This window comes from Nocardioides acrostichi (assembly GCF_015319165.1).
Lineage (GTDB): Bacteria > Actinomycetota > Actinomycetes > Propionibacteriales > Nocardioidaceae > Nocardioides > Nocardioides acrostichi.
Genome location: NZ_JADIVZ010000001.1, coordinates 37,519 through 53,007 on the forward strand (window position 1 = coordinate 37,519; position 15,489 = coordinate 53,007).

20 protein-coding genes and 2 tRNA genes are annotated in these 15,489 nt (G+C 70.8%); 14 read left to right on the forward strand and 8 right to left on the reverse strand.

The window, feature by feature from the left end; translation table 11 throughout:
• Complete coding sequence (locus ISG29_RS00195) at positions 1-798, forward strand: MBL fold metallo-hydrolase (RefSeq protein WP_194501369.1); 798 nt, start codon at positions 1-3, stop codon at positions 796-798.
• Positions 799-895: 97 nt separating this feature from the next.
• Here the strand turns inward: ISG29_RS00195 and ISG29_RS00200 are convergent, their stop codons facing one another.
• Positions 896-1,555, reverse strand: a complete 660-nt coding sequence (locus ISG29_RS00200; RefSeq protein WP_194501370.1) for a response regulator — start codon at positions 1,553-1,555, stop codon at positions 896-898.
• Positions 1,552-2,709 (reverse strand): sensor histidine kinase, encoded by a 1,158-nt coding sequence (locus ISG29_RS00205; RefSeq protein ID WP_328827301.1) that lies wholly within the window; start codon positions 2,707-2,709, stop codon positions 1,552-1,554. The genes ISG29_RS00200 and ISG29_RS00205 overlap by 4 nt, the downstream gene beginning before the upstream one ends.
• Positions 2,710-2,852: 143 nt before the next feature.
• Between ISG29_RS00205 and ISG29_RS00210 the strand changes: the two genes are divergently transcribed.
• From ISG29_RS00210 to ISG29_RS00230, 5 genes are all read left to right on the forward strand, one after another.
• Positions 2,853-3,788, forward strand: coding sequence for an ABC transporter ATP-binding protein (locus ISG29_RS00210; protein ID WP_194501371.1), 936 nt, complete (start codon positions 2,853-2,855; stop codon positions 3,786-3,788).
• Positions 3,788-4,585 carry an ABC-2 transporter permease gene (locus tag ISG29_RS00215; RefSeq protein ID WP_194501372.1) on the forward strand — a complete coding sequence of 266 codons (798 nt, stop codon included), beginning with the start codon at positions 3,788-3,790 and terminating at the stop codon, positions 4,583-4,585. Before ISG29_RS00210 ends, ISG29_RS00215 begins: the two co-directional genes overlap by 1 nt.
• 88 nt (positions 4,586-4,673) lie before the next feature.
• Positions 4,674-5,504, forward strand: a complete 831-nt coding sequence (locus ISG29_RS00220; protein ID WP_194501373.1) for an SGNH/GDSL hydrolase family protein — start codon at positions 4,674-4,676, stop codon at positions 5,502-5,504.
• The gene (gene rph / locus ISG29_RS00225; RefSeq protein ID WP_194501374.1) at positions 5,501-6,238 is read left to right on the forward strand and encodes a ribonuclease PH; all 738 of its coding nucleotides are present in this window, start codon (positions 5,501-5,503) and stop codon (positions 6,236-6,238) included. Before ISG29_RS00220 ends, rph begins: the two co-directional genes overlap by 4 nt.
• Positions 6,239-6,241: 3 nt before the next feature.
• On the forward strand, positions 6,242-6,859 hold the full coding sequence (locus ISG29_RS00230) for a non-canonical purine NTP pyrophosphatase (protein WP_328827307.1): 618 nt from the start codon (positions 6,242-6,244) through the stop codon (positions 6,857-6,859).
• A gap of 32 nt (positions 6,860-6,891) precedes the next feature.
• Here the strand turns inward: ISG29_RS00230 and ISG29_RS00235 are convergent.
• A tRNA-Leu gene (locus ISG29_RS00235) sits at positions 6,892-6,973 on the reverse strand.
• Between the two features lie 127 nt (positions 6,974-7,100).
• On the opposite strand from ISG29_RS00235, the gene ISG29_RS00240 reads away from it, so the two are divergent.
• Positions 7,101-7,640: a GNAT family N-acetyltransferase gene (locus ISG29_RS00240; RefSeq protein ID WP_194501375.1), complete on the forward strand. Its 540-nt coding sequence runs from the start codon at positions 7,101-7,103 to the stop codon at positions 7,638-7,640.
• A 99-nt stretch (positions 7,641-7,739) separates the two neighbouring features.
• Here ISG29_RS00240 and bcp read toward each other — a convergent pair whose 3' ends face one another.
• Positions 7,740-8,216, reverse strand: a complete 477-nt coding sequence (gene bcp, locus ISG29_RS00245) for a thioredoxin-dependent thiol peroxidase (RefSeq protein ID WP_194501376.1) — start codon at positions 8,214-8,216, stop codon at positions 7,740-7,742.
• A 105-nt stretch (positions 8,217-8,321) separates the two neighbouring features.
• On the opposite strand from bcp, the gene ISG29_RS00250 reads away from it, so the two are divergent.
• Genes ISG29_RS00250 through ISG29_RS00275 form a run of 6 tightly spaced genes read left to right on the forward strand, consistent with a single transcriptional unit; the run spans position 8,322 to position 11,524 of the window.
• Positions 8,322-9,023 (forward strand): energy-coupling factor ABC transporter permease, encoded by a 702-nt coding sequence (locus tag ISG29_RS00250; RefSeq protein WP_194501377.1) that lies wholly within the window; start codon positions 8,322-8,324, stop codon positions 9,021-9,023.
• Complete coding sequence (locus ISG29_RS00255; RefSeq protein WP_328827312.1) at positions 9,020-9,385, forward strand: PDGLE domain-containing protein; 366 nt, start codon at positions 9,020-9,022, stop codon at positions 9,383-9,385. The genes ISG29_RS00250 and ISG29_RS00255 overlap by 4 nt, the downstream gene beginning before the upstream one ends.
• Positions 9,386-9,387: 2 nt before the next feature.
• Complete coding sequence (cbiQ, locus tag ISG29_RS00260) at positions 9,388-10,110, forward strand: cobalt ECF transporter T component CbiQ (protein WP_194501378.1); 723 nt, start codon at positions 9,388-9,390, stop codon at positions 10,108-10,110.
• Positions 10,107-10,904: an energy-coupling factor ABC transporter ATP-binding protein gene (locus ISG29_RS00265; RefSeq protein ID WP_194501379.1), complete on the forward strand. Its 798-nt coding sequence runs from the start codon at positions 10,107-10,109 to the stop codon at positions 10,902-10,904. Before cbiQ ends, ISG29_RS00265 begins: the two co-directional genes overlap by 4 nt.
• 12 nt (positions 10,905-10,916) lie before the next feature.
• A complete protein-coding gene (locus ISG29_RS00270) occupies positions 10,917-11,165 on the forward strand; it encodes a DUF3618 domain-containing protein (RefSeq protein WP_194501380.1) in 249 nt (82 codons plus the stop codon).
• Positions 11,166-11,200: 35 nt separating this feature from the next.
• On the forward strand, positions 11,201-11,524 hold the full coding sequence (locus tag ISG29_RS00275) for a GroES family chaperonin (RefSeq protein WP_456237952.1): 324 nt from the start codon (positions 11,201-11,203) through the stop codon (positions 11,522-11,524).
• A 16-nt stretch (positions 11,525-11,540) separates the two neighbouring features.
• Here ISG29_RS00275 and ISG29_RS00280 read toward each other — a convergent pair whose 3' ends face one another.
• Positions 11,541-12,512, reverse strand: a complete 972-nt coding sequence (locus tag ISG29_RS00280) for a hypothetical protein (protein WP_194501381.1) — start codon at positions 12,510-12,512, stop codon at positions 11,541-11,543.
• 193 nt (positions 12,513-12,705) lie between these two features.
• Here ISG29_RS00280 and ISG29_RS00285 point away from each other — a divergent pair, with 193 nt between their 5' ends.
• Positions 12,706-13,440 (forward strand): septum formation family protein, encoded by a 735-nt coding sequence (locus ISG29_RS00285; RefSeq protein ID WP_194501382.1) that lies wholly within the window; start codon positions 12,706-12,708, stop codon positions 13,438-13,440.
• A 30-nt stretch (positions 13,441-13,470) separates the two neighbouring features.
• Here the strand turns inward: ISG29_RS00285 and ISG29_RS00290 are convergent, their stop codons facing one another.
• The 3 genes from ISG29_RS00290 to ISG29_RS00300 form a co-directional block, all read right to left on the reverse strand.
• Complete coding sequence (locus ISG29_RS00290) at positions 13,471-14,637, reverse strand: permease (RefSeq protein WP_194501383.1); 1,167 nt, start codon at positions 14,635-14,637, stop codon at positions 13,471-13,473.
• Positions 14,638-14,715: 78 nt separating this feature from the next.
• A complete protein-coding gene (locus ISG29_RS00295) occupies positions 14,716-15,087 on the reverse strand; it encodes a group I truncated hemoglobin (protein ID WP_194501384.1) in 372 nt (123 codons plus the stop codon).
• 237 nt (positions 15,088-15,324) lie between these two features.
• Positions 15,325-15,397, reverse strand: a tRNA-Lys gene (locus ISG29_RS00300).
• Positions 15,398-15,489: the final 92 nt, after the last annotated feature.

The following is a 15,489-nucleotide window of genomic DNA, read 5'->3' on the forward strand; positions in this document are numbered from 1 at the left end:
ATGGGCGCCCCCGGCCTACGGCTGGTCGTCGTCGGCTGCTCCGGCTCCTACCCCGGTCCGGATTCGCCGGCGTCGTGCTACCTGCTCGAGGCCGAGCACGACGACGGCAGCGGATCGCGCACCTGGCGGGTGCTGCTCGACCTGGGGTCCGGGGCACTCGGGGCGCTGCACCACCACGCCGACCCGCGCACGCTCGACGGCATCCTGCTCAGCCACCTGCACGCCGACCACTGCCTCGACCTCTGCGGCCTCTACGTGCTGTTGAAGTACCACCCCGACGGCCCGGCCCCGCGGATCCCGGTGTGGGGCCCGGCCGGCACCGATGACCGGCTGGCCCGGGCCTACGGGCTCGACCCGGCGTCGGGCATGCACGAGGAGATGGCGTTCCGCACCTGGCCGGACCGCCCCGCCTCGCAGCCGGTGCGCATCGGCCCGTTCGAGATCGACGCGATCCCGGTCGACCACCCCGTCGAGGCGTACGGCATCCGGGTCACGGTGGGCGCTCGCACCGTCGCGTACAGCGGTGACACCGGTCCGTGCGAGGGGCTCGACCGGCTCGCCGTCGGCGCCGACGTGCTGCTGTGCGAGGCCTCGTTCCGCGAGGGCGTCGACAACCCGCCCTCGCTGCACTGCACGGGTGCCGACGCCGCCCGCTCGGCGCAGCGCTCGGGCGCGGCCCGGCTGGTGCTCACCCACGTGCCGCCCTGGTACGACCCCGCGGACGCCGTCCGCGAGGCCGAGCCGCACTTCACCGGCGAGATCCTCCGCGCCGTCCCCGGCCTGACCCTCACCCTCTGACGCCGACCTGCCGCCAGTTTTCAACTGACCTGCCGCCAGTTTTCAACTGACCTGCCGCCAGTTTTCAACTGACCTGCCACGTGTGTGCCAGGCAGGCTCAGGTCAGCCCGGCGTCGTGCACGCAGATGGCGATCTGCACGCGGTTGGTGACGCCGAGCTTCTCGAAGACCCGGCTCACGTGCGCCTTGACCGTGGGCACGGAAAGGAACAGCTCACGGGCGATCTCGGCGTTGGAGAGCCCGCGCCCGACAGCGAGCGCGACGTCGCGCTCGCGCTCGGTGAGCCCGGCCAGACGTTCCTCGGCCTGCGCCTGCCGGTCGTCAACGCCGGTCCCGCGCAACCGGTCGAGGACGGCGCGCGTGGCGCTCGCTGAGAGCATCGGGTCGCCGGCGGCCACGGCCCGCACGGCCTCCACGATCTGCTCGGGCGGCGTGTCCTTGAGCAGGAAGCCGTCGGCGCCGGCCGCGATGGCGTCGAGCACGTTGTCGTCGGCGTCGAAGGTGGTGAGCACGATGACCCGCGGCGGGGAAGCCTGCTCGTGGAGCAGGCGGGTCGCCTCGAGTCCGTTGAGCACGGGCATGCGGATGTCCATCAAGACGACGTCGGGGCGCAGGTCGCCGACGCAGCGCAGCGCGGCGTGGCCGTCAGGAGCCTCGCCGACGATCTCCAGGTCGGTCGCGCCACCGAGCATGAGACCCAACGCCGACCGCACCAGCGGGTCGTCGTCGACGACCAGCACCCGCGTCGGGGGGCTCACGCCGCCCACGGAAGCCACCCGCTCAGCACGAACTCGTCGCCGCGCACGCCGTGCTCGAGACGGCCGCCGCGCTGCTCGGCCCGCTCGGTGAGCCCGATCAGCCCCAGTCGGGCTCCAGGGGTCCGGGTGCGCGCGAACCCGAGCGGATTGCGCACCCGCAGCGTCACGCCCCGGTCCACGTCGCCGTCGAGCTCGACGACGACGGTCGCGCCCGGCGCATGCTTGGCGGCGTTGGTGAGTGCCTCCTGCACGACGCGGTAGAGGGCGCGGCCCACGGTGTCGGGTGGTGGGTCGGCATCGACCAGACCGTCGACGAACTCGACGCGGAGACCCGACTCCCTCGCCTGCGCCACCAGGTCGGGCAAATCGGTATACGTCGGCAGAGGTGCGTCGAGCACCGCGCCGTCGGCGTCTCGCAGCACCCCGAGCACGGCTCGCAACTCGGTCAACGCCTCATGGGCTTGGTCCTTGATGACGGCGGTGCCGGCGCGCATCTGCTCCATGTCGAGGTCGTCGCGATAGCCGAGGGCGCCAGCCTGCATGGCGATGCGGCTGATGCGGTGCGCCAGCACGTCGTGCATCTCGCGTGCGATGCGGGCCCGTTCGTTACTGCGCGACTGGGCCGCGCGGAGTTCCTGTTCGGCCTCGGCGCGCTCGGCTCGCTGCCGCAGTGCCCAGACGAGTTCGCGGCGCGAACCGAGGTACATGCCCCAACCGACGGTTGCGCCGGTGGCGAGGGTGTTGAGTCCGAGCAACCCCCACAGCGGAGCGGTCTGCGTCGGCAGGGTCAGCGTCGTCCAAGCGCTCGTCGCGATGACGGTGACGACGCTCAGCTGCGCGATCTCGCGCCACCGCCGGCGGGTCGACATCGACACAGCAGCGAGCACAGCCGGGCCGGCTGCCGTGCCGGAGACGCCCGCCACTGCCGCGGTCAGCAACGCCACCGGAACCGGCCAGCGCCGCCGGTAGTGCACGAGGACGAAACTGGCCACGCCCAGCGCGATGTCGCTGACGGTCCACCACGGATCCTTGGCGAGCTGCCACCGGGCCAGCGAGCCCCAGACGGTCGCGCTGAGTGCGAGCATCACCAGTAGCCGCCACGCGTGACCCCAGCGGGTCAGCGGCGGCGGCTCGACCGGCGGCGTCGTCTGCACGAGTCGCAGCGTACGGCGACGCGAGGATGCGGGGGGAGCGACGCGGGGCTCTGTGGCGCCGTCCGGCCCCCTACCAAGGTCGGGGGTGTCTCGAGCGGTAAGTCCGGTGACCTGTGTGGGTGCTGTGCGGCACAGTGGTGCCCATGATCAGTGTGGAGGGCTTCACGAAGACCTACGGTGGGTTCACCGCCGTCGACGACGTCACGTTCACGGCCCGACCCGGCCAGGTGACCGGTTTCCTCGGTCCCAACGGGGCGGGCAAGACCACGACCATGCGCGCCATGGTCGGGCTCACGCCGGCGAGCCGGGGGCGCATCACCATCGGCGGTCACGACTACCGGGCGATCCCGAACCCCGGCCGACACGTGGGCGTGCTCCTCGACGCCTCGGCCCAGCACGCCGGCCGCACGGGCCGCGAGATCCTGACGCTCGGGGCCAAGACGATGGGTCTGCCGATGTCGCGGGTCGAGGAGATGCTGGCGCTCGTGTCGCTGAGCGAGAGTGAGGCGAAGCGCCGCCTGGGCAAGTACTCGCTCGGCATGAAGCAGCGCCTCGGCATCGCCCACGCACTGCTGGGCGACCCGTCGGTGCTCATCCTCGACGAGCCCGCGAACGGCCTCGACCCCGCCGGCATCCGGTGGATGCGCTCGCTGCTCAAGAGCTATGCCGACCGCGGGGGAACGGTGCTGCTCTCCAGCCACCTGCTCAACGAGGTGGAGCTGATCGCCGACGAGATGATCCTCATCGGTCAGGGGCGCATCGTCGCCCAGGGTGACAAGAAGTCCCTGCTGGCGGGTCAGGCCGCGAGCTCGCTGGTGACCTCGCTCGACAACGACGCCCTGGCCCGGGCCCTCCAGGCCGCCGGCTTCGCCCCGGAACCGGCCGGAGAGGGGATCCGGGTCAACTGCGACACCGCCGCCGTGGGGCGCGCCGCCCTCGACGCCCGTGTCGTGCTCACCGATCTGCGCGAGGGGACGGCGGGCCTCGAGGATCTCTTCCTCGAGCTGACCGCCGACACCCAGCGCGAACAGCCCCGACCGCCTGCTCCGCAGGCCCAGCTCACGAACGGAGCGCAGTGATGACCAGCGCCGCCCCCACGATCGAACTCGCCGGCACCGCGCCCGTGCCGTTCGGCCGGCTCGTCGCCGTCGAGCTGCGCAAGACCTACGACACGCGAGCCGGTTTCTGGCTGCTCGCCACCATCGCGATCCTGGTCACCGTCGCCGAGGTGATCACGCTGCTGGTCGGTGTGTTCAACGACGACGCCGGCCTGAACTTCGGCGCCTTCGTCGGTGTCGCCGCCTTCGTCACCTCGATCCTGCTCCCGGTGCTCGGGATCATGCTCGTCACCGGGGAATGGGGTCAGCGCACGGCGATGGTCACGTTCGCGCTCGAGCCGCGGCGTCCGCTGGTGATCGCAGCCAAAGCGGTGGTCGGCCTCGTGCTGACCCTCGTCACCGCCGGCGTCGCGATCGTCATCGGCGCCGTCTGCAACCTGCTGCTCGGTCTGCTCAACGGGCCCGCCGACTGGGACTTCGGCTGGAACTACTTCTTCGGGTTCATCGTGGTGCAGACCCTGGCGATGCTCAGCGGCTTCGCCTTGGCCACGTTGTTCCTCAGCACGCCCATCTCCATCGTGGTCTTCTTCGTCTACATGTGGGGGATCCCGATCGTGTTCGGCATCGCGTCGTACTACCTCGGCTGGTTCGACTCCGCCAGCCAGTGGATCGACTTCCAGCGGGCCCAGACCCCTCTGCAGGACATGTCGATCCACACGGGGGAGGAATGGGCCCACCTCCTGGTCTCCGGGGTGCTCTGGTTGGTGGTTCCGCTCGCGTTCGGCATCCGCAGGATCCTCCGCGCCGAGGTGAAGTAGCCGCTCCCCGCCCGAGCGTTCATCCACCGCTCACCGACGCGTCAGCCGCACACGACCCCAGCGTTCCCGCAGCAGGGAACCTGGGGTCGTGTCCCGCTACCTGCGTTTCGCGGCCCTCGGCGACTCCACCACCTACGGCATCGGCGACCCCGTGCCGCCATCCCTCTCGCCCACCGGCTGGCGCGGCTGGGCCCGGCTGCTCTCGGATGCATTGGGCAGCACCCACGACGTGTCGTTCTGCAACCTGGCCGTGAGCGGTGCGACGGCCCGGTGCGTCGTCGCCCACCAGCTCGCTGACGGTGTCGCACACCGCCCCGACCTCGCCTCGCTCATCGTGGGCGTCAACGACACGATGCGTTCGACCTGGAGCGCGCAGCGGTTGCGTGACGATCTGATGCTCGCCGCCGAGACGCTCACCGACGCCGGCGCGCTGCTGATGACCGCGCGCTTCCACGACCACGGCCGGGTGCTGGGGCTGCCCGGCGTGCTGCGTCGTCCGCTGCGCGCCCGCCTCGATGCGGTCAACGCCGTCTACGACGAGGTGCACGCGACGTTCGGAGGCCTGCGGGTCGACCTCGCGACCTGGCCGCAGGTCCACGACCGCGCGTTCTGGTCCGTCGACCGGTTGCACCCGGCCGAGACCGGGCACCGGCTCTTCGCGCGCGCCTTCGCCGACCAGCTGCGCGCCGAGGGGCTCGACGTCGAGCCGCCGTCGACCGAGGTGGCCGGCGGGCTACCCACCTCGTGGCGCACCGACCTGCACTGGGTGGTCACCGAAGGCGCGCCGTGGATGGGGCGGCGCGCCCGTGACCTGGGGCCGTGGGCGGTGCGCATGGCCTGGACCGACGTCCGCCCGCGCACCGCGCAGCGGGTGGCCGGTCGGGTCGGGCAGCCGCCCCGCGTAGGGTCGCGCGCATGACTTCTGCACCTGGCACCCCCCGTGAGGACGGCCGCGCCGACGACGAGCTGCGCCCCATCACGATCACCCGCAACTGGCTCGACCACGCCGCCGGCTCGGTGCTGGTGGAGTTCGGCAAGACCAAGGTGCTGTGCGCCGCGTCGGCCTCCGAAGGCGTTCCGCGCTGGCGCAAGGGCTCGGGGCTGGGCTGGGTGACGGCCGAGTACGCCATGCTCCCGGCCTCGACGAACACCCGCTCGGACCGCGAGTCGGTCAAGGGCCGCATCGGCGGCCGCACGCACGAGATCAGCCGGCTCATCGGCCGCTCCCTGCGCGCCGTCATCGACTACAAGGCGCTCGGCGAGAACACCATCCAGCTCGACTGCGACGTGCTGCAGGCCGACGGCGGCACTCGCACCGCCGCCATCACCGGCGCCTACGTGGCGCTGGCCGACGCGGTGGCGCACCTGCGCTCGACGGGCGCGATCAAGGGTGAGCCGCTGACCGGTTCGGTGGCCGCGGTGTCGGTGGGCATCATCGACGGCGTCCCGCGCCTGGACCTGCCCTACGTCGAGGACGTGCGCGCCGAGACCGACATGAACGTCGTGATGACCGGTGACGGCACGTTCGTGGAGGTGCAGGGCACCGCCGAGGGCGCCGCGTTCGACCGCACCGAGCTGAACGCCCTGCTCGACCTCGCGGTCAAGGGCTGCGCCGACCTCACCCGCATGCAGAACGACGCGCTGGGTTCGTGATCCGTGGCTGACCCACGGCTGTTCCTCGCCTCGCGCAACCCCGGCAAGATCGCCGAGATGCAGCGCATCCTCGCCGCGTCCGTGCCGGGCGTGACCGTGCTCGGGCTCGATGACGTGGAGCCCTACGACGAGCCGGTCGAGGACGCGCCCACCTTCGAGGGCAACGCGTTGCTCAAGGCGCGGGCCGGCTTCGCCGAGACGGGCCTGCCGTCGGTCTCGGACGACTCCGGGCTGTGCGTCGACGCCCTCAACGGCATGCCGGGAGTGCTGTCGGCGCGGTGGTCGGGGCGCCCCAAGAGCGACGAGCGCAACAACCAGCTGCTGCTCGACCAGTTGCACGACGTGCCCGACGATCGGCGCGGTGGGTGCTTCGTGTGTGCGGTGGCCGTGGTGACGGGGCCGACGGCCGGCGACGAGTTCGTCGTCCGCGGCGAGATGCCGGGCCGGGTGATCCGCGAGGTGCGCGGCGACGGCGGCTTCGGCTACGACGTGCTCTTCGAGGCCACCGATGCTCCCGGACTCACCACTGCCGAGCTGACTCGTGAGCAGAAGGACGCCATCAGCCACCGCGGCCGCGCCCTGCGGGAGCTCGCCCCGCTGCTGGCCGAACGGCTCGGCTGAGCCGCTCGGGCCTCGTCCGACCGGAGGGGGAGTGCCGAAGGCGGGACTTGAACCCGCACGCCCTGGGGCACAGGTACCTAAAACCTGCGTGTCTGCCTATTCCACCACTTCGGCTCCGGGCGCAGTCTAGGAAGAGCGGGCTGCCACGGGCGAGCCGGCCGGGCGGTGAGTCAGCAGCCGCCCGCCGGTGCGGTTCGGTTGACAGCTCACCGCTCGGTGTCGCCGCCCCTAGGCTCGCCCCATGCCCCTCGTGACCGAGCCCGTGCGCGTCGAGGCGGGGGAGTTCGTGCTGCGCCCCTACCGTGACGACGACGTCGACGACCTGCTGCGCACGTGCCGTGACCCCGAGATCGCTCGGTGGAACCCGCAGGCCAGTGAGCAGGACGCGGTCGAGCGACTGGTCGCCCAACGCAACGACTGGTCGGGCGGCGTCAACCTCTCGTGGGTCGTCGCCGATGCCGCTTCCGACGCCCTGCTGGGTTGGGTGTCGCTGTTCGACATCGACCACCATCACGGCACCGGCATGCTCGGCTACGGGACGGCGCCCTGGGCGCGCCGCCGCGGCGTCGCGGTCGCAGGCGTGCTGGCGGCGTCCCGATTCGGCTGGGAGCAGGTGGGGCTGCACCGAGTGCAGCTCTTCCATGCCGTCGAGAACGAGGCCTCGTGCGCGGTGGCCCGCAAGGCCGGGTTCGTGCTGGAGGGCACGACCCGACAGTCGTGGAAGTACCCCGACGGTTGCCACCACGACGAGCACCTGCACGGCCGGCTCGTCACGGATTGACCCCTCGCGGGACGATTCGCGGCCCCTCGCGGGACGATTCGCGGCCCCTCGCGGGACGATTCGCGGCCCCTCGCGGGACGATTCCCGGCCCCTCGCGGTTTACTCCAGGCCGAGGTCGCGGCGGAGCTTGGCGACGTGGCCGGTGGCCTTCACGTTGTACTGGGCGAGCGTGAGGGTGCCGTCCTCACCCACCACGAAGGTGGAGCGGATGACGCCTTGGACGACCTTGCCATACATCTTCTTCTCGCCGAACGCGCCGTAGGCACCCATGACCGCCTTGTCGGGGTCGGAGAGCAGGGTGATGCCCAGCGTCTCCTTCTCGCGGAACCGCGCGAGCTTCTCCGGCTTGTCCGGCGAGATGCCGAGCACCGTGTAGCCCTCCGCCTCGAACGAGGCGAGGGTCTCGGTGAAGTCGCAGGCCTGCTTGGTGCAGCCCGGGGTCATCGCGGCCGGGTAGAAGTACACGATCACCTTGCCGCCGCGAAGTCCTGCGAGCGACACCTCGGCACCGGCGTCGTCGGTGAGGGTGAAGTCGGGTGCGGTGTCGCCGGGGGAGAGGCGGGCCTGGTCGGTCACGGGTGCTCCTTCTCGAGGGTCTGGGGCTGTCGGTCGGTCGGGGAGGGGTGCCCCCCCCGAACGGGTAGTTGTTGCAATCGACTTGCAACAACGTACGGTGGGCGGATGCACGTACCCAACGGCTTCCTCGACGCTCCCACCTCGGTCGCGACCGGTGTCGTGGCCGCCGGTGCCATCGGGCTCGCACTGCGTGGGGCGCGGCGCGAACTCGACGACCGTACCGCCCCCATGGCCGGACTCGTCGCGGCGTTCGTCTTCGCGACCCAGATGCTGAACTTCCCGGTCGGGGCAGGGACCAGCGGACACCTGCTCGGAGGCGCGATCGCCGCCGTGCTCGTCGGACCGTGGACGGCGATCCTGTGCACCAGCGTGGTGTTCGTCGTCCAGGCACTGCTGTTCGCCGACGGCGGCATCACCGCGCTCGGCACCAACATCGACCTCATGGGGCTCTCCACGGTGCTCGTCGGCTGGTGCGTCTTCCGCGGGCTCCAGGCCGTCATGCCGAAGCGGACCTCACTCGTGCCGGTGCAGGCGGGCCTCGGCGCGTTCGTGTCGGTGCCGGTGGCCGCGCTGCTGTTCACCGCCCTCTACGCGGTCGGCGGCACCGCCGACATCCCGCTCGACAAGCTGGCAGCCGCCATGGTCGGCGTGCACCTGCTCATCGGAATCGGCGAGGGCATCATCACCGCGCTGGCGGTCGGCAGCATCATCGCGGTGCGACCCGACCTCGTCTACGGCGCCCGTCGTATCCTGCGGGCCCGCGAGCTCGAGATCCGACCCGCGGCCACGAGCGGAGCGTCCTCGTGAGCGCCGGACGACGCAGCGGGCTCAGCAACCGGGGCGTCTGGATCGCCATCTTGCTGGTGAGCCTGGTGCTCGCCGGGGTCGTGAGCTTCTATGCCGCCAGCACTCCCGACGGGCTCACCAAGGTCTCCGAGGACCAGGGCTTCGCCCGGACCGAGACCACGCACGAGAGCGACGGCAGCCCACTGGCCGGCTACCAGACCGACGGCGTCGCCAACGGCCGGCTCTCGGGCGGGCTCGCCGGCGTGGCCGGCGTGCTCGTGGTGCTCGCGCTGGGCTCGGGCGTGATGCTGCTGGTGCGCCGACGTCCGCACGGCGGCGAGGCAGACGCCGAGGCCGACGCGCCGGACTCCGAGCGGGTCTGAGCGTGGGCGCCGACCACGGGCACCGGCTGCACTTCCACGCCCACTCGCCGTTGCACTCGGCACCCTCGCACGCCAAGATCCTGGCGCTCGTGGCCTGGGTGCTGCTCGTCGTGGCGACCCCGGCGCACTGGTTCTGGGCCTTCGGCGTGCACGCCGTGGTGCTCGCCCTGGCGATCGGCGTCTCCCGCGTGCCCGTGACCTACCTGCTCAAGCGGGCCGTCGTCGAGACCCCGTTCGTGGTGTTCGCGGTGCTGCTCCCCTTCATCGCGACGGGTGAGCGCATCGACGTGCTCGGTGTGGCCGTCAGCGGCCCCGGACTCCTCGCGGCGTGGGGCCTCCTGGTCAAGGGCACGCTCGGTGTGCTGGCCAGCCTGCTGCTCGCTGCGACCACCGAGCCGCAGGATCTGCTGCTCGGGCTCCAGCGGCTCCGGGTGCCGCAGCAGCTCGTGCAGATCATGGCCTTCATGATCCGCTACCTCGACGTCGTCACCGACGAGCTCCAGCGCATGAGGGTGGCGCGTGAGTCACGCGGTTTCACCGCCCGTGACCCGCGGCAGTGGCCGGTGCTGGCCCGCACCTTCGGCGCACTGTTCATCCGCTCCTACGAGCGCGGCGAGCGGGTGCACCTGGCCATGCTCGCGCGCGGGTACACCGGGTCGATCCCGACCGAGGCCACGCGTCGTCCGGTGACGGCGCACGCGCACATCCACGGGAGTCGCCGATGAGCACACCCGTCCTCGAGGTGTCCGGGCTGGCCTTCGCCTACCCCGACGGCCACCAAGCGCTGTTCGGCGTCGACCTGCACGTGCATCCCGGCGAGAGGGTTGCGCTGCTGGGCCCCAACGGCGCCGGCAAGACCACCCTGGTGCTGCATCTCAACGGCATCCTCGGTCTGGACGACGCCAACGCTGCCGGCTCGGTGCGCGTCAGCGGTCTGCCGGTCGAGAGGGCGAACCTGGCCGAGGTGCGCCGGCGGGTCGGGGTGGTGTTCCAGGATCCCGACGACCAGCTGTTCATGGGCACGGTGCGTGCCGACGTCGCGTTCGGTCCCGCCAACCTCGGCGTCAAGGGCGCCGCTCTCGACCGGCGCGTCGAGCACGCGCTGGAGCAGGTCGGCATGGCCGAGTTCGCCGATCGTCCGCCCCACCACCTCTCGTTCGGGCAGCGCCGCCGCGTGGCGGTGGCCACCGTGCTGGCGATGGAGCCGGAGATCCTGGTGCTCGACGAGCCGTCGTCGAATCTCGACCCGGCCTCGCGGCGCGAACTGGCCGACGTGCTGCGCAGCCTCGACGTGACGGTGCTGATGGTCACCCACGACCTGCCGTACGCCCTGGAGCTGTGCCCTCGCGCGGTGGTGCTGAGTCAGGGGCAGGTGGTGGCCGACGACGCCACGATCGAGATCCTCACCGACGACTCCCTCATGGCCGCGCACCGGCTCGAACTGCCCTGGGGCTTCGACCCGCGGACCGCCGCGGCCCTCGGGGCGGGCACTCGCCCCCTCGGCGGGGCGCGGGGTTGATAGGTTGACCGTGTGAGCACCGACCCGAAGGCGATCGAGCGCGAGATCGAGCAGGCGCGCGAGCGTCTCGCCGCGACCATCGACCAGCTCGCCCACCGGGCGAGCCCGAAGACCATCGCGAACCGGGAGGCGTGGGCGATCAAGGCGCACTACGTCGACCCGGAGACCGGTGAGCCGCGCACCGAGGCCATCCTCAAGACGGTCGGCATCGTCGTCGGCACCGTGGCCGCGCTGGTGATCCTGCGCAAGTTCAGCCGCTGACGCCCGCGCCAGTCGTCATCGAGCCGAGGTCGATCGTGTCAGACAAGACACCCATCAAGATGCTGCACGACCGCGTCATGGTCGAGGTCGACGCCGACGCCGGCGAGCGCCGGTCCTCCGGCGGCATCGTCATCCCTGCCACGGCCGCGATGGGGGCCCGCCGCCTGGCGTGGGCCCGCGTGGTCGCCGTCGGCCCGCACGCTCGGTCGGTGGAGTCCGGTGACCGGGTGCTCTTCGAGCCCGACGACAAGTCGGAGGTCGAGGTACACGGGGAGGTCTACATCGTCATGCGTGAGCGCGACGTGCACGCCGTCGCGGCCGACCGCGTCGGCGGCGACGACACCGGCCTCTATCTCTGAGCGGCGAGAGTCGGCCTCAGTACCAGGTGGCGTAGCGCTCGATCTCGGAGGGGCGCAGGTGGTAGCCGAGGGCGTCGGCGGCCTCGACGAGGCGCTTGGACGCGGCGCTGCGCACCTGCGGCGCGACCGACATGGTGATCATCTCGCGAACGGATCCCTGGCGGAACCGGTAGCCGCCGTAGTCGGCGCGGCGCAGCAGACCGATCTCGGCGCAGGCGCGCATCTGGTCGACGCCGGCCGCGACCTCGAGCAGGTTCGCCGGGACCGTCTCGCCGCCGAGGGCGACGATGGCCAGCGCGATCTGTTGCTCGCCGTCGAGTCGGGCGACCTGGTGCTGTACACGCTCGGGCAGCACGCGAGCGGCCGCCTGCACGATCATGCCGGGGTCGGGCACGCGCATGCCCGACACGGCCTCGCGGACGTCGGGATCGTCGAGGTGGGCCCGCAGGGCCGAGGGGCGGCCGTTCGTGGCCCGGTGGAAGGCGGCGACCAGCGGGTCGCTCGGACCCATCTCGCGTCCGAACGCCTCTGAGACCAGCAGCGCGACGGCGGCGCGGTCGAGGCCGGCCAGCCCGACGTGCTCGTTCTCGGCCCGCTCGAAGAGGCTGCCGGCCTGGCCGTGCGTGCCGACCAGCAACGTGGCACCGAGGTCGGTGAGAGCCATACCCAGCGCGTCGACGGTGGGTGGCTGGAGCCGGTGCACGTCGTCGACGACGACCAGGTCGCTGCCGTCGACCAGGAGCAGCAGCGGCTCGAGCTGGGAGATGTTGGAGCGCGCCCACGCGCTGGCCGCGATCGTCACCACACGGCGTCCAGCCGCGCGGGCGTGGCTCGCGGCCGCACCGAGCGTGGTGGTGACGCCGACTCCGGCGCCGCCACTGACCATGGTCGTGGTTCCCTGGGAGACCGCTCGCTCGATCTGCTCGAGCTCGTAAGCCCGGTTCAGCAGGCGCGCGTCGGCGTCCACGGGCATCTGGACGACGTTCACGATGGATCTCCCCAGGGGTGTCGAGCGAGGTGGTCCCTCTCCTCAGCGGCCGGTTCGCGTGCTACCTGAGCAGATTGTGCTCGTTGGTTCTCCCATTGTCATCGCGGAGCGGGTCCGACATCGAGACAGTTGCCAAAGGATCCCGAGTAAAGATAGAACTCAGCGTCCGCGTCTCTTGCGAAAGTGGTTTCTCGTGCGCATCCTCCTCGGCCTCTGGGTCGCTCTCCTCGGCCTCACCGGCTCCCTGTTCGCCTCGACCCCGGCCTTCGCCGCCGACGACCCGCTGTACGGCGCCCCGGAGGTCGGCCAGTGCTACGACTCGACGGGTGCGACCGCCGGCAAGCCGGCCAACCCCGACGACACGGTCAGCTGCGCCCAGGACCACACCTTGTGGATCCTCGCCGTGCACAAGCTGCCCGCCGACGTGTCGCTCGACCCTGAGGACGGTGAGCTCACGAAGTACTTCTACTCCGTGTGCCATCCCGCGACGAAGGACGCCGTAGGCCACTACGGCGACCCGGCGTACGCCAAGTCCGCCTACCGTGCCTACTTCTTCGTGCCGACCCAGGCGCAGCAGGACCAGGGGGCCCGTTGGATCAGCTGCGAGCTCGGGATCGCTCGGGGCGGCCGCAAGCTCACCACCACCGACAAGCGGCGCCCCGCCAAGGTGAAGGCCTCGATGCCCGACTCCCTCACTCTCTGCGCCAACAGCAAGTACACCGCCACCGCGTGCAGCAACAAGCACGCCTACCGCGTCACCTACGCCCGCGTCCTCACAAAGCGCTACACGGTGTCGCGGGCCCGGAACAAGGCCCAGAAGATCTGCCCGAGCAAGGTGTCCACGCCGAACAACTGGATGTGGTACGTCCACAGCGGAGTCAAGCGCAGCCAGTTCGTGCTGTCCTGCCTCACGCACACCGCGAAGTAGTCCGCGCCAATGGCGAGGGCGGGCGCCCGGTCAGGAGTGAACGTGCTCCTCGTCGGGTGACCCGCCCATCATGTGCATCATGTCCATCCCGCCGGTGCGCCAGAAACGTACGCCGAGCAGGGCGACGCCGACGAGGGCCACGATGTTCAACCAGGTGGTGTAGTTCCACGACAACCCCTGGGCGACGACCTTCGCGTGTCCGGCCTCCGGCACCAGACCGAGGCCACCGAAGATCAGCTCGACGGCGTACCCGCCGATCACCATGGTGGCGTAGAACGCCGCCAGCAGCACCAGCATCATCCGGGTGCCGTAGTAGCGCCGGTAGATGAGCAGGATGGGCAGGATGATCAGGTCGGCGAAGAGGAAGGCGATGACGCCGCCGAAGCTGATGCCACCGTTGTAGAGCACGCCGGCCAGCGGCACGTTGCCGATCGAGCAGACGAAGCTGGCCATCGCGATGAACGGACCGATGATCGGACCCCACAGGGCCGAGAGCACCTGGTGGTCGGTGAGGAAGAGGTGTCGCCAGAACGTGTCGGGCACCCAGGCCGCGACGGCGCCGGCGATGAACAACCCGATGAGGATGTCGCGGAGCACGGCGGCCCACTCCATGAAGAAGATGTGCGACACCGACGTCGCGCCGGCGCCGGAGAACAGCCGACGCACGAGGGGAGCGTCGGAGTCGATGCTCATGTCCATGGCGGCGTGCCCCTCCATCGAGCCGGCCAGCCCCTTCTCGGCCTGCGCGCGGGCGTCGTCGATGAGTCGCCGGCGGACGAACAGCCGGAACACCACGGCCATGAGGACGATGATGATGGGCCCGCCGACGAACTCGGCCAGGGTGAACTGCCAGCCCAGCAGCAGCGCCAGGATGATGCCGAGCTCGAGCACGAGGTTGGTGCTGGCGATCTCGAAGACGATGGCCGAGGTGAAGCTCGCGCCCTTGCGGAACAGCGATCGCGCGAGGGCGACTGCAGCGTAGGAGCACGAAGAGCTGGCCGCGCCGAGGCCCGCGGCCGTGGCCAGTGTGCGTGGTCGGTCGTCGCCGAGCAGCCGGACGACCGCCTCGCGTCGCACGACCGCCTGCACGACGGCCGAGAGCGTGAACCCGAGCACGAGCGACCACAGGATCTGCCAGGCCATCGAGCCGGTCGTGGCGAGGGCGTCGAGCACAGCAAGGAGCAGGGACGACAGCATGAGTGCGTGTCTACGGCAACCGATCCGGATCGACCAGATGCGACCGGGTGAGCGGCCGGTCACCCCGCTGCGGCGGGTTCAGACCAGCGCGTTGCCGTGCACGATCGCCGCACGCAGCGGTGCGATCGTGATGAGCACTCGCTCGACCAGCGCCTCCGGCACGGAGAGTTGCGCGAGCACCGCCTCGAGGTGCGCGGCCGTGCGGTCGAACATCCGGTCGGTGATGTGCAGCCCGGCGTGGGCGTCGCCCATGTCACGACCGGCGTACACGAGATCGGAACCCAGCGCGGCCGCCAGGAACGAGATCATGTGGTTGCGCAGCCGCGGCATGTCGATGCCCTCGAAGACCGGACCGGTCTCGGGGTCGGTGAGCAGCCTCCCGTAGAGGCCGTCGACGGCGGCGCCGATGGCCTCGCGTCCGCCGAGTGCGTCGTACAGCGTCGGATCCATAAAAGTTCCCTCCCCAGGGCTCCTCGGGTTGCATCGAAACACACCCGCGACCCCTACAGAACGGTGGCGAGCAGAGTTCGTCCGAAACGCGTACCGGCCTAGTCCGACATGACTAGGCCCGGCTAGCGGCACTGGGTGGTGGGGGCTGCGGCCGGAACCGGCCGGCAGACGATGGATCTGCCCCAGGATGCGAACACCCCCTGAGCTGCTTTCGTGCAGGTCAGGGGGTGTTTCCGGTACGCCATGTAGGACTTGAACCTACAACCCGCTGATTAAGAGTCAGCTGCTCTGCCAATTGAGCTAATGGCGCTTGCCTCCCAGGGCGTCGCAGACACTACCAGCGCCTCTCGAGGAGTATGAAATCCGAAAGCGAGAGCGGTCACCGGTCGGTGATGAGAAGGT